Source organism: Intestinirhabdus alba, assembly GCF_009711095.1.
GTDB classification, from domain to species: domain Bacteria; phylum Pseudomonadota; class Gammaproteobacteria; order Enterobacterales; family Enterobacteriaceae; genus Intestinirhabdus; species Intestinirhabdus alba.
This window is the reverse complement of sequence record NZ_WMJZ01000037.1, coordinates 15,420-28,044: the sequence shown is the minus strand read 5'-3', so window position 1 is coordinate 28,044 and position 12,625 is coordinate 15,420. Positions and strand designations below refer to the sequence as shown.

Here is a 12,625-nt window from a genome sequence, read left to right as displayed (position 1 = left end):
TTATCTTACGGTACCCCCTATATTTATCTCACGTCTAATCAGCGTCGCTGACAATCCGCCGGGAGGTTCTGTAGAGATCGAGCAGGATATTCACCGCGATCGGCCGGGTAATCAGCGGATCCCGGTTAAAGTTCGCCACCCGCTCGGGATCGTGGGTCAGGTACTTGCCTTTAACGTAAGAGTTGACGAAGAAAAGCCCGCGCAGGCGGTGCATCAATGCCAGCCCCTGCCGGGCAAACGGGACGTACAGCTTGACCTTAAAGGCCGGAGAGGCAAGCACCAGGCCGCGGATCGTCGGGGCGTAGTCGTGGGCCCAGGCGGCGGCCAGCACGGCTCCCACGCTCTGGGCCACCACCACCACATCCTCCGGCTGCGCCTCGCTGTCGGCGGCGGCAAAGCGGACAAACTCTTCAACATCCTGCACCGATCGCGCCAGCGAAGGGCTGTAGCCGCGCTCGCCGGGAGAGAGACCGTGCCCCCTGGCGTCCCAGGCATAAAAGGCGGTGTCCGGCATCGCCAGCTCATCCACGATGTGCTGCAGACGGCCGGAATGCTCATGTCCACGATGGAACAGTACAATCACCTTGCGCTGCGGCCCGGCCGAGGGCGCAGGCCAGTGACGATAAAACAGCTCGCAGCCGTCGCTGGTCATAAAGCGCCGTTCAGCCGGCGTTCGGGTACTCGTCATGAGAATGTTTTCCTTCTGTTTGCTGCTGAAGCGACAGCAGACGCCGCCTCAACTCATCCATAAATCCCTTTTTTTCGGGATAAAAATGCAGTGCTTCGCCGACGGTGGCATCAATAAACAGCGGCAGCGGAACACGGTTGCCCTTCGCCATCACCCGCTCCGTACCGCGCAGCCAGACCGGGATCACCGGCGCGTCGGGGACGCTCTGGCACAAATGCCACAGCCCGGACCTGAGCGGCGCAAGCTGCCCCGGCTCGCCGCGGGTGCCCTCCGGAAAGAGGATCAGGATCTTCCCCTCGCGCAGCGCCCGCTCGCACTGCGCCAGCGGATTGGCTTCGCCGCCCCGTCGCGAAACCGGGATAATATTGAGGATGTTTAGCGTGAACCACGCCATTGCCCGGTTGCGCAGAAAATAGTCGGCGGCGGCCACCGGATGGACGTCGGCCTGGCGACGCAGGGTAAACAGCGAAAGCAGCGCGAACACGTCCATATGGCTGTTGTGGTTGGCGACCACGATCGCCGGCCCCCTGGAGGGCAGCCGCTCGCGACCGCGCACGCGCAGGCCCAGCCACAACCAGATAACCGGCCAGACAACGCACAGCGTAAACAACGTTCGAAGTAAACGGGTCATCATCGCTCAGTAACAAAAATAACGAATAAAGTGAAAGAACACCGGCGCGGTAAAGATCAGCGAATCCAGTCGGTCAAGCATCCCGCCGTGGCCGGGCAGCAGCGTGCCGCTGTCCTTCACGCCGATATCGCGCTTGATAGCCGACATCACCACGTCGCCGCAAAAACCGCTGACGCCAATAATGACGCCCGCCAGCAGCGCCAGCGGCCACTCCAGCGGCGTCATCAGCGGCCCCAGCAGGGTCGCCGCCAGCGCGGTCGAACCCACCCCACCCAGCAGCCCCGCCAGCGTCTTGTTCGGGCTGACCCTGGGCGTCACCCTGATGCGGCCCAGGGACTTGCCCCACAGATACTGGGCAACATCGTTAAATTCGGTCAGCCCGACGAGAAAGAGAACCAGCAGCGCCCCGCTCTGCCCGCCGCCGCCGGGCAGCACCAGCAGAAATCCGACGTGGCTGAAGGCGAATACGGTGGTCATCAGGCTCCAGTGCAGCTGGGCGGCGGTGCGCAAAAAGCCTCTGGTGTCGCCTGCGATTACCATCCGCGCCGGTAAAAACAGAAAGGCGTAAACCGGAATAAACGCCATAAAGATGGCGTACCTGCCGGTGCCCACCAGCCAGTAGTTCACGGGAATAGCAATGAACATCCACAGCAGCGGCATCCGGTCGGAGTGACGAAAGGGAATCAGCGTCAGAAACTCTTTCAGCGCCATAAAGCTGACCAGCGCAAAAAAGGTCAGCGCCAGCCAGGGCGGGCTGAGTATCGCGAGGGAAAACAGGGTGATGATGATCCACCACGTGCGGATGCGCAGCGTCAGCTCCCGCCACTCCTTTTCCGGATGCAGCCTTACCAGCGCCCCGCTGGCTACGGTGGCGAACAGCAGCAGCGCGAAAACGACGGCCAGCGACTTTTCCAGCAGCACTATTTCACCGCCTCAGGGCGCAGGGCGCTCCGGCAGCGGTTGATCGCCGTCCAGATCAGCAGCGCCGTCGCCGCCCCCCAGACGATGTTATTCCAGCCGCACAGCGGCGGCCACAGCGCCAGCCCCAGCGCCCACGCGCCAAAAAGCAGCGCGCGATCGCTTTTCCCCAGCGGCCCGGCGTAGCTGCGCGTACCGCCGACGGTCTGCGCCAGCACGCCGCAAAACTCGGTCATCATCGCGCAGAACAGCATTACCAGCACCAGCGCTGCGCTGCTCTCCGGCAGCATTATAAACGGCAGGTAGAGGGCGATATCGGAAATGACGTCCCCCGCTTCGTTGAGAATAGCCCCTGCGCGCGACTGCTGACCGCATTCGCGCGCCAGCATACCGTCCAGCGCGTTCAGCGCCATGCGGATAAACAGAACGATCGGCAGCAGCATAAACAGGCCGGGACGGGGAAAGAAAAACAGCATCGCCCCGGCTATAGCGGAGAGCGCCAGCGCGGCGAGGGTGACGTGGTTGGCAACGATCCGCTGGCGATAAAGCCAGAACATCAGCGGACGTAGCAACGCCTGAAAGGCGGGTTTTACCTGATAAAGCGTCATTATCGATCCCTGATAACGTTATGGATTCCCTTACTTAACCGCGCGTGGCGTCGACGCTCACGTACGGTTAAGGGACGCAGTCTGGTTATAATGCGTCAGCGGCCAACCATACAGCCAGCTTTTTTTGTTGGGGACGATATAATTCAGATTTCCTTGAGCCGCGGCGCGCTTATTTTTTCAGCCACCGGCCGTTGATGCCCTGCACATACTCTCCCGGCTTCGCGCGGGCCACCAGCTTCTGCCCGGCCAGTTTCGCCACCTCCTCCATCGGCAGCCGGTTGCTCTCCGCCAGCTGGCGATAGCTGGCCGCCCGCTCCCGGTTGACTTCACTGACGAAAGTTCGCGTCTCAGCGTCGGTTTTCAGCGCCGCCAGCCAGCCCTCCTGCGTCTCCCCCACCCGCCCCTGGCTGCGCGCCTCGCTCAGGGTCAGCGCCACCGCACCGCCGCTGAACAGGAGCAGACAAAGCGCCGCCGTCGTGAGTTGTTTTTTCATCATCGCCTCAGAACAGATCGCTGCGGGATTTAAGCAGGCTTTCCACATCTTTATCGACTTTGATATGGATCTCATGCTCAATTTTAACGTTCATATTGATGGTGATCGGCGCTTCCGGCGCGGCCACCTCGATGCGCGGCGTACAGCCCGCCAGTAAAGCCGCCGATAGCAGCATGATGCGTGTCATTGGGATTCCTCACATTTCTTACCCGACGGGCAGCGGCTGTCCGGTAGCGCGGCGTTCTGTTCCAGCCATGCCCGCAGATTATCGCCAAAGCGCAGGCTGCGCCACAGGGTGAACACGTTCTCTTCATGGGTGTAATTCAGGTTAACGGTGCCCACTTTGCCATCCACATGGCTGTTGCCGACGATAGCCGACTGCAGGGTTAACCTCCCCAGATTATCAAGATTGATTTTGGTCCATGAACGGGCGATTTCCATGTAACGCAACCAGCCGATCGCCGCCCCTGCGGCCATATTGTCTTTAATTATCGCGTCGGCGGTGTCTTTATCGAGCCGCAGGGTCAGCGGACCGGGGTTGGTCAGCCAGCCGTCTTTCACGATCCATTTTTCATCGTTCAGCCACAGCGGCAGCGCCCCGCTGACCGGGCCGGAGAGGGCAAACTGTTTCGGGTTAATGGCGCTGATCAGCTCGCTGGTGGAGATGTTCTCCACCCGCAGCAGCGCCGGATCGCGCTGCGGCATACGCAGCTGGCGCATCGCAATCTTCCCGCCCAGCAGCTTAACGCTGACGTCGGACAGCAGCAGCGGGCGCTCTTCGCTCCAGGGATAGCTCCCCTGCAGATCGGCGGTAAGCTCCGTTGCCGTAACCTGGTTGACCACCTCGCCTACCCGCAGCGATACCGGCCCGCGGCTGCCCAGCAGCCAGGTTCCTTCGTGAAAGCGAAACGGCAGCGTGAAATCGACGCCGTTAATTTGGTTGTCGGGCATCCACGCGCTGCCGCCCTTCAGAACGCCGTGTCCGCCCGCCTCAAAGCCTTGTCCGGCGGCGGCCGAGAAGGCCACCTGGGCGTACAGTTCCCCTTCGCGCAGCGTCATCTTCCAGTCGGGCGGGAGCAGCGGCTGAAAAACCGCCAGCGACTGCTTCGGCCACCACGCCTGGCCGCGCAGACGAACGCCGTCCCAGCGGCCGTTGACCCGCACCGGGCCGATGGCACCGGCGTGCAGCGCCCCCCGGAACTGAAAGCGCGTCGGGTCCCTGCCCTGCACGCTGAATGTCAGGGTGGAGGGCGGCAGAACGCTGCCGCCGCTGAAGGTGGTTTTTCCTGCGTCCAGCGCCAGCGCGCCGCTGAAGTCCGGACCGGCGGCGTCCCGCCGCCATATTACCGGCCGCTTCAGCACCAGCCGCGGGGTTTCCATCGTCATGGTGCCGTACTGCAGCCGATCGAAGCCGGTGGAAAGCGCCGACAAGGTGATAACGCTGTCGCGCCACTCCCCCTTTCCGGCCACGTCCCAGCGGGCGCGCATTGGCGTAAAATGCCCGGAGCCCCAGTAGCGCCACTGCCAGCGCCCCGCGTCGGGCAAAAAGTCGTGCGCCTGGCCATCGAGATGAAGAACGAAATTGCCCGCCTGCTTCTCGTGCGCGCGCAGAATCGCCTGTAGCCGGCCATCCATCCCGCGTCGGGATAGTTTTACCCCCGCCAGCGGCCAGCGGATTTCATCGACGCTCAGCGACTCAATGGCCCGCCCCCGGGAACGCAGCAGCGCGCCGGAAGAAAAGGACAGCTGCGGATCGCTCAGGCTGCCGCCCAGCCGCGCCGGTAGCCTGGCGTAAAAGATCAGATCCTCATGCTTGGCCTCGCCGGTCAGTTGTAACGGCATGGCGCTCTCCTCCATGCTCAGCCTCCCCGGCCCGAAGGAGAGCACCGCGTTCCCTTTCCCCGCCTTGCCCTGGGTCAGCACGTTAAGGCGGCCGTCGATGGTTGCCCCTTCCAGCCCCTCCTGCCAGTTCTCTATCTTTATTCCCAGCCGACCGCTCAGCGGAATCCCCTGATAAGGCCACGTCCAGCGGCCGTCGCTGATGGTCAGCCGCTGGCGGGTGACGTTCCACGGCAGATCGAGCAGCGGATCGGCGCTCTCCCGGGCCATGACAACCAGCTGACCGGCGTTTTGCTTCCACTCCAGCTCCGCATTCACCGGCGACGCCGACTGAGGCAGGCTGAGGGTCGCGACGGCGCGTCCGCTGACCGGCAGCCCGTCCGGCACCAGCGGCAGCGTGAACTCGCCGACCAGCTTAACCGGCGGCCGATCGGCAAAGGCGGCCACCTCCAGCTCGCTGAGCGTCAGCGTCTGCCCGCGCAGCTGGCCCTGGAGCTTTACTTTTTCTCCCTGATAGCGAAACTGCTGCACGGCTGGAGTCAGCGACAGCGTCAGGCTGCCCTGCCATGCCTGCCAGGGAGCCAGGATCGCCTTATCAACGGTAACGGTGGTATTGGGTAACATGGACTGCCACTGGGCCAGGGTGCGCGGAGCAACGGGAGAGGCTTCGGTTTGCGGCAGCTTAGCCAGGCAGGCCGAGTCCAGCTCAAGCTCGCCAACGTTGAGCAGCCAGCGGCCGGAGCGGCGCAGGCTGGCTCCGGAAACGCGCGCCAGCGGGCAGTCGTCAACCAGATAGCGAAGATCGGGAACAGAGAGGCCGTGGCGGGAGATCTGTGGGCGTTCCGCCAGCGCGATGCGCGTTCCCTGGGGCAGCCAGATCCCCGCCAGCGTAGGGAGCCAGTAGCCGAACGTCAGTAACAGCGTCAGCAGCACAACGATTAACAACAAAACCAGCGCGAGAATGGCTTTACAGATCCCCTTCATGGGTGGTTGATGTCCCGATTGAGCGAATACCAGGTCGGTAAGTGCGCGTATTGTGGCATGTTTAGCCGTTCAGATGAAGAAGCCGCCCATAATAAGGCGGGATGCGGTGACTGCTCCTCATCGTAAAGAGCGGGGCTGCCCACATCTCAGGCTGCAGCTGGCACAGAGCCAGACTCACGGGCTTTGACGACGTGACCCGCCGCCATTAACTCTGTTATGCCCTTGTGCTGTATGTTGATCGCCGCGTTTATATCGCGGTCATGGCTGGCACTATAGCGGGGTGCTCTGGTCACGCTCTTGTTTCGCCTGTAGTGCTGGCGGCGCTACAATCGAAACATTGAAGACAGAATACCCTGATTAGCTCCCCTTAGTATTCCCGTCCGATTGGGCGAGGGGTTTCGGGGAATTTGCTAAAATTATTGATACGACCGATTCTGGCAATAAAATTTTATTTTTTGTAAGATAATTTTAATTCTGACCAGGTTTGACATCGCTGGAGAAAGTCATATGAAACTCGCCGTATACAGCACTAAACAGTACGACAAAAAGTACCTGCAGCAGGTTAACGAGTCTTTTGGCTTCGAACTTGAATTTTTTGACTTTCTGCTAAGCAAAAAAACGGCAAAAACCGCCGCTGGCTGCGAGGCGGTATGCCTCTTTGTTAACGATGACGGCAGCCGCCCGGTGCTGGAAGAGCTGCAAAAGCACGGCGTGAAGTTTATCGCCCTGCGCTGCGCCGGCTTTAACAACGTCGATCTGAACGCCGCCAAAGAGCTGGGGCTGAAGGTGGTGCGCGTGCCGGCCTACTCGCCGGAAGCGGTCGCGGAACATGCCGTGGGCATGATGATGACGTTAAACCGGCGTATTCATCGCGCTTATCAACGCACCCGTGACGCCAACTTCTCGCTGGAGGGGCTGACCGGCTTCACCATGCATGGTAAGACGGCGGGAGTTATCGGCACCGGGAAAATCGGTCAGGCCGCCCTGCGTATTCTGCGGGGCTTCGGTATGCGCCTGCTGGCGTTTGATCCCTATCCCGCCGCCCAGGCGCTGGATATGGGCGTGGAGTATGTCGATCTGTCAACGCTGTTTGCCGAATCGGACGTTATCACTCTGCACTGCCCCCTGACCCCGGAAAACTATCATCTGCTCAACCGCGCCGCCTTTGAGCAGATGAAGAACGGCGTGATGATAATCAATACCAGCCGCGGGGCGCTGATTGACTCCCAGGCCGCCATTGAGGCGCTGAAAACCCAGAAGATCGGCTCGCTGGGGATGGACGTCTATGAAAATGAGCGCGACCTGTTCTTCGAAGATAAATCCAACGACGTGATCCAGGACGACGTATTCCGCCGCCTGTCCGCCTGCCATAACGTGCTGTTCACCGGACACCAGGCCTTTCTGACCGCCGAGGCGCTAATCAGCATCTCAGAAACCACCCTGCAAAACCTGCAGCAGCTGGAAAAAGGCGAAATTAGCCCCAACGCGCTGGTTTGATCCTGCCGCTCCCTCTGCCGGGGGAGCACCTTCAGATAAGTATTAGTGACTTATTTAGTTATATCATTACTCTGTTTAATATAATGAAATCCCCTGAACAGAGAAATAATATGAAGAAAGTCGTCACGCTGATAGCGCTGGGTCTGTTGCTGGCAGGCTGTGTAAGCAACGGAAAAATGTCGGTCAGCCGCGAGCAGCTGGAGAATCATCGTTTTGTACTGGAGAGCGTGAACGGCGCTTCCGTCAAGGCGGCACAGAATCCGCCGGAGCTGAGCTTTGGCGAGGATATGAAGATCGCCGGACGCATGTGCAACCGCTTCAGCGGCCAGGGCCGGCTCTCAGACGGCGAGCTGACAGTAAAAAATACGGCGATGACGCGCATGCTGTGCAGCGATCCGCAGCTTAACGAACTGGATCACATTCTCAGCGCCATGCTCAACGAAGGCGCTCAGGTCGATCTTACCGCCAACCAGCTGACGCTGGCGACCGCACAGCAAACGCTGACCTGGAAGCTGGCAGAATAAGCCCCGACGCGCGTTAATAGCTTCCGCAGCTCCCGGCGGCAAGCGACTGCTCGCTGCAGCGCTTGCCGTTGGGTAAGGCGCACATGCCAACGGCGGAACCGTCAAGCTGGCGGGCAATGGACAGCGATCCGCCGATCATCGCGCAGTTCGCCTCGCCAGCGCTGGACATCGCGGCTCTTAACCCCGGCACGACGTGCGCGGCGGTCGCCTGCTGAACAGGCTCTTCATTACTGCTACACGCCGATAATAGTAACGCGGCACACCCCAGCCAAAACGCTGCGCGCATCTCTCCCCCTTCTGAACAAATTAATTAACCGGACAATAATATCGCTCTAAATAATAGGCAGCCGACCGGACGACGTCGAGAGCTAAAGTGCACATTTATGCGCCATGTTAACATTTTCTGCCATTTTTTTACCGGCCGTTGCCGGTAAGGAAACCCGGTGCTTAATTGTAGAAAAAAGGTTAAGCGCCAGGATCCCGTTATTTAGCAAAGAGGACTTCTTTCATATTTCCTTACCTTATTGCTGTGTCAATTTGTGCACTTCAAAGCCGCATAACTTCAGGGGGCAAGGGGAAGGATTTATACTGGCAGGATAAACAACAGGATGCGCCGGAGTGACGCGCGCTCCTCTCTTTGCGCAATGTAAGGGTGTCTTATGATCACAACCGATGGTAATGGCGCGGTAGCTTCGGTGGCGTTCCGCACCAGCGAAGTTATCGCCATCTACCCGATTACGCCCAGTTCAGCGATGGCCGAACAGGCTGACGCCTGGGCCGGTAACGGGCTGAAAAATGTCTGGGGCGATACGCCCCGCGTTGTAGAGATGCAGTCAGAGGCCGGGGCCATTGGCGCGGTACACGGGGCGCTGCAGACGGGCGCGCTCTCCACCTCCTTTACCTCATCGCAGGGCCTGCTGCTGATGATCCCAACGCTGTACAAGCTGGCGGGACAGCTTACGCCCTTCGTGCTGCACGTCGCCGCCCGCACCGTCGCCACCCACGCGCTGTCAATTTTTGGCGATCATTCTGACGTAATGGCGGTCCGCCAGACCGGCTGCGCCATGCTGTGCGCCGGCAGCGTGCAGGAAGCGCAGGATTTTGCCCTGATTTCGCACGTCGCCACGCTGAAAAGCCGGGTGCCGTTTATTCATTTCTTTGACGGCTTCCGCACCTCCCACGAAATCAATAAGATCGTGCCCCTTGCCGATGAAACCATCCTGCAGCTGATGCCGCAGGCTTCGATCGACGCCCATCGCGCGCGGGCGCTCAATCCCGAACACCCGACCATCCGCGGCACCGCGGCCAACCCGGATACCTGGTTCCAGTCCCGGGAGGCCACCAATCCGTGGTACAACGCGGTATACGACCACGTAGAGCAGACGATGAACGACTTCGCCGCCGCCACCGGGCGTCAGTACCGGCCGTTTGAGTATTACGGCCATCCGCAGGCGGAGCGCGTGATTATCCTGATGGGTTCGGCCAGCGGCACCAGCGAAGAGGTGGTCGATGAGCTGCTGACCCGCGGTGAAAAAGTCGGGGTGCTTAAAGTGCGCCTGTTCCGCCCCTTCTCGGCGAAACATCTGCTGCAGGCGCTGCCGGAGACCGTACGCGGCGTCGCCGTACTCGATCGCACCAAAGAGCCGGGTGCCCACGCGGAGCCGCTCTATCTCGACGTCATGACCGCGCTGGCGGAAGCCTACAGCAGCGGCGAGCGGGAGACGCTGCCGCGGGTAATCGGCGGACGCTACGGTCTCTCCTCGAAGGAGTTCGGCCCGGAGTGCGTGCTGGCGGTCTTCAGCGAGCTGAACGCGGCCCGGCCGAAGCCGCGTTTCACGGTCGGCATCTATGATGACGTTACCAACCTGTCGCTTCCCCTGGCGGATGAAAAACTGCCCGCAAGCGCGAAACTCGAAGCCCTGTTCTACGGGCTGGGCAGCGACGGCAGCGTCTCGGCCACCAAGAACAATATCAAGATTATCGGCAACTCCACGCCGTGGTACGCCCAGGGCTACTTCGTCTACGATTCAAAAAAGGCCGGGGGGCTGACGGTCTCCCACCTGCGCGTCAGCGAGCGGCCGATCCGCTCGGCTTACCTGATAGCCCAGGCCGATTTTGTCGGCTGCCACCAGCTGCAGTTTATCGATAAATACCCGATGGCCGAGCGCCTGAAGCCCGGCGGCATCTTCCTGCTGAATACTCCTTACGCCGCCGACGAGGTGTGGTCACGTCTGCCCCGGGAGGTTCAGGCGGTACTCAACCAGAAGCAGGCCCGCTTTTACGTTATTAATGCCGCCAAAATCGCCCGCGAATGTGGCCTGGCGGCGCGCATTAATACCGTGATGCAGATGGCCTTTTTCCACCTCACACAGATCCTGCCGGGCGACAGCGCGCTGACTGAGCTGCAGGGAGCCATTGCCAAAAGCTACAGCAACAAGGGGCAGGAGCTGGTGGAGCGCAACTGGCAGGCGCTGGCGCTGGCGCGCGAATCCGTGGTCGGGGTGCCGCTGCAGGCGGTGAACCCGCGCAGCGCCGCCCGCCCGCCGGTGGTTTCCGACGCCGCGCCGGATTTTGTCAAAACGGTGACCGCCGCGATGCTGGCGGGCCTCGGCGATACCCTGCCCGTCTCCGCCCTGCCGCCGGACGGCACCTGGCCCACCGGTACGACCCGCTGGGAGAAGCGCAACATCGCGGAGGCGATCCCCATCTGGAAAGAGGCGCTGTGCACCCAGTGCAACCACTGCGTCGCCGCCTGCCCGCACTCGGCCATCCGGGCGAAGGTGGTTTCACCGGAGGCGATGGCCGACGCCCCTGCCAGCCTGCATTCGCTCGACGTAAAATCCCGGGATATGCGCGGCCAGAAATATGTCCTGCAGGTGGCACCGGAGGACTGCACCGGCTGCAACCTGTGCGTCGAGGTCTGCCCGGCGAAAGATCGCCAGGACCCGCAGATCAAGGCCATCAATATGATGTCCCGGCTGGAGCACGTTGAAGAAGAAAAGGTGAACTATGACTTCTTCCTCAACCTGCCGGAGAGGGAGCGCAGCAGCCTGGAGCGCATTGATATCCGCACCTCGCAGCTCATTACCCCGCTGTTTGAATACTCCGGGGCCTGCTCGGGCTGCGGAGAAACCCCCTATATCAAGCTGCTGACCCAGCTTTATGGGGATCGGATGCTGATCGCCAACGCCACCGGCTGTTCGTCCATTTACGGCGGCAATCTGCCCTCCACCCCCTACACCACCGACGCCAACGGCCGCGGCCCGGCGTGGGCCAACTCGCTGTTTGAAGACAACGCGGAGTTTGGCCTGGGCTTCCGGCTGTCGGTGGACCAGCATCGCGTTCGCGTCATGCGCCTGCTGGCGCGGTTTGCCGATAAGATCCCGCCGGCGCTGAACGAGGCGCTGCACGCCGACGCGACGCCGGAGGTGCGCCGCACCCAGGTTGCCGAACTGCGCCGCCATTTGCAGGGCGTAGAGGACGCGGGCGAGCTGCTGGCCGACGCCGACGCGCTGGTGGAAAAATCAATCTGGCTGATCGGCGGCGACGGCTGGGCCTACGATATTGGCTTTGGCGGCCTGGATCACGTCTTAAGCCTGACCGAGAACGTCAATATCCTGGTGCTGGATACGCAGTGCTACTCCAACACCGGCGGTCAGGCCTCGAAGGCGACCCCGCTTGGGGCAGTCACCAAGTTTGGCGAACACGGCAAGCGCAAAGCGCGTAAAGATCTGGGCGTCAGCATGATGATGTATGGCCATGTTTACGTGGCGCAGATTTCGCTGGGTGCCCAGCTGAACCAGACCGTGAAGGCGATTAAGGAAGCGGAGGCGTATCCCGGCCCGTCGCTGATTATCGCCTACAGCCCGTGTGAAGAACATGGTTACGATCTGGCATTCAGCCACGACCAGATGCGCCAGCTGACGGCGACCGGCTTCTGGCCGCTCTATCGCTTCGATCCGCGCCGCGCCGCGGAAGGGAAAGTGCCGCTGGCGCTGGATTCCCGTCCGCCATCAGACGCGCTGGCGGAGACGCTGCTCAATGAGCAACGCTTCCGCCGGCTCAATGCGCAGCAGCCTGAGGTCGCGGAGCAGCTGTGGCAGGACGCCGCCGCCGACCTGCAAAAGCGCTATGATTTCCTGGCGCTGCTGGCCGGTAAGGCGGAAAAAAACGTCGCTGATTAATCGATCTGCCTGAACGTTCATCTCCTGATCCACCTGCCCCGCAGGTGGATTCTACCCCCATATATTCTTCAATGGCCCGTTCCATCACTCTACGCAGCACAGCTCCCTAACGGGACACAGCCTAAAACGTGCTGGCAATCGGCGGCGGAATCCGTACCATACGCGACATGCTTTTGCCCGCAGGCTTTGCCCATCCTTCAGCGCCAGCCGGATGGGCCTGAAGACGCGCGGGCAGTATATGAAATCTATGGAGCATGGG

10 protein-coding genes and 1 pseudogene are annotated in these 12,625 nt (G+C 61.2%); 3 read left to right on the top strand and 8 right to left on the bottom strand.

The window, feature by feature from the left end; genetic code table 11:
• Window positions 1–40: 40 nt before the first annotated feature.
• From GJV78_RS19550 to GJV78_RS19520, 7 genes and pseudogenes are all read right to left on the bottom strand, one after another.
• A pseudogene (locus tag GJV78_RS19550) lies at window positions 41–688 on the bottom strand (alpha/beta hydrolase); the annotation flags it as partial.
• Window positions 663–1,319, bottom strand: coding sequence for a lysophospholipid acyltransferase family protein (locus tag GJV78_RS19545; RefSeq protein WP_407929068.1), 657 nt, complete (start codon window positions 1,317–1,319; stop codon window positions 663–665). The pseudogene GJV78_RS19550 and the gene GJV78_RS19545, both read right to left, overlap by 26 nt.
• A gap of 6 nt (window positions 1,320–1,325) precedes the next feature.
• Window positions 1,326–2,243 carry a phosphatidate cytidylyltransferase gene (locus GJV78_RS19540; protein WP_167519664.1) on the bottom strand — a complete coding sequence of 306 codons (918 nt, stop codon included), beginning with the start codon at window positions 2,241–2,243 and terminating at the stop codon, window positions 1,326–1,328.
• The gene (locus GJV78_RS19535) at window positions 2,240–2,845 is read right to left on the bottom strand and encodes a CDP-alcohol phosphatidyltransferase family protein (RefSeq protein WP_155109884.1); all 606 of its coding nucleotides are present in this window, start codon (window positions 2,843–2,845) and stop codon (window positions 2,240–2,242) included. The genes GJV78_RS19540 and GJV78_RS19535 overlap by 4 nt, the downstream gene beginning before the upstream one ends.
• A 169-nt stretch (window positions 2,846–3,014) precedes the next feature.
• Window positions 3,015–3,338, bottom strand: a complete 324-nt coding sequence (locus GJV78_RS19530) for a YdbL family protein (protein ID WP_155109883.1) — start codon at window positions 3,336–3,338, stop codon at window positions 3,015–3,017.
• A 7-nt stretch (window positions 3,339–3,345) separates the two neighbouring features.
• Window positions 3,346–3,525, bottom strand: coding sequence for a YnbE family lipoprotein (locus GJV78_RS19525; RefSeq protein ID WP_155109882.1), 180 nt, complete (start codon window positions 3,523–3,525; stop codon window positions 3,346–3,348).
• Window positions 3,522–6,161: a YdbH family protein gene (locus tag GJV78_RS19520; RefSeq protein ID WP_155109881.1), complete on the bottom strand. Its 2,640-nt coding sequence runs from the start codon at window positions 6,159–6,161 to the stop codon at window positions 3,522–3,524. Before GJV78_RS19520 ends, GJV78_RS19525 begins: the two co-directional genes overlap by 4 nt.
• 507 nt (window positions 6,162–6,668) lie before the next feature.
• Between GJV78_RS19520 and GJV78_RS19510 the strand changes: the two genes are divergently transcribed.
• Together GJV78_RS19510 and hslJ are read left to right on the top strand one after the other, a co-directional pair.
• On the top strand, window positions 6,669–7,658 hold the full coding sequence (locus GJV78_RS19510; protein ID WP_155109879.1) for a 2-hydroxyacid dehydrogenase: 990 nt from the start codon (window positions 6,669–6,671) through the stop codon (window positions 7,656–7,658).
• Window positions 7,659–7,768: 110 nt separating this feature from the next.
• A complete protein-coding gene (gene hslJ, locus GJV78_RS19505) occupies window positions 7,769–8,182 on the top strand; it encodes a heat shock protein HslJ (protein WP_155109878.1) in 414 nt (137 codons plus the stop codon).
• A gap of 13 nt (window positions 8,183–8,195) precedes the next feature.
• Here hslJ and GJV78_RS19500 read toward each other — a convergent pair whose 3' ends face one another.
• On the bottom strand, window positions 8,196–8,468 hold the full coding sequence (locus tag GJV78_RS19500) for a putative hemolysin (RefSeq protein WP_155109877.1): 273 nt from the start codon (window positions 8,466–8,468) through the stop codon (window positions 8,196–8,198).
• A gap of 373 nt (window positions 8,469–8,841) precedes the next feature.
• On the opposite strand from GJV78_RS19500, the gene nifJ reads away from it, so the two are divergent.
• Window positions 8,842–12,366 carry a pyruvate:ferredoxin (flavodoxin) oxidoreductase gene (gene nifJ, locus GJV78_RS19495; RefSeq protein WP_155109876.1) on the top strand — a complete coding sequence of 1,175 codons (3,525 nt, stop codon included), beginning with the start codon at window positions 8,842–8,844 and terminating at the stop codon, window positions 12,364–12,366.
• Window positions 12,367–12,625 lie beyond the last annotated feature (259 nt).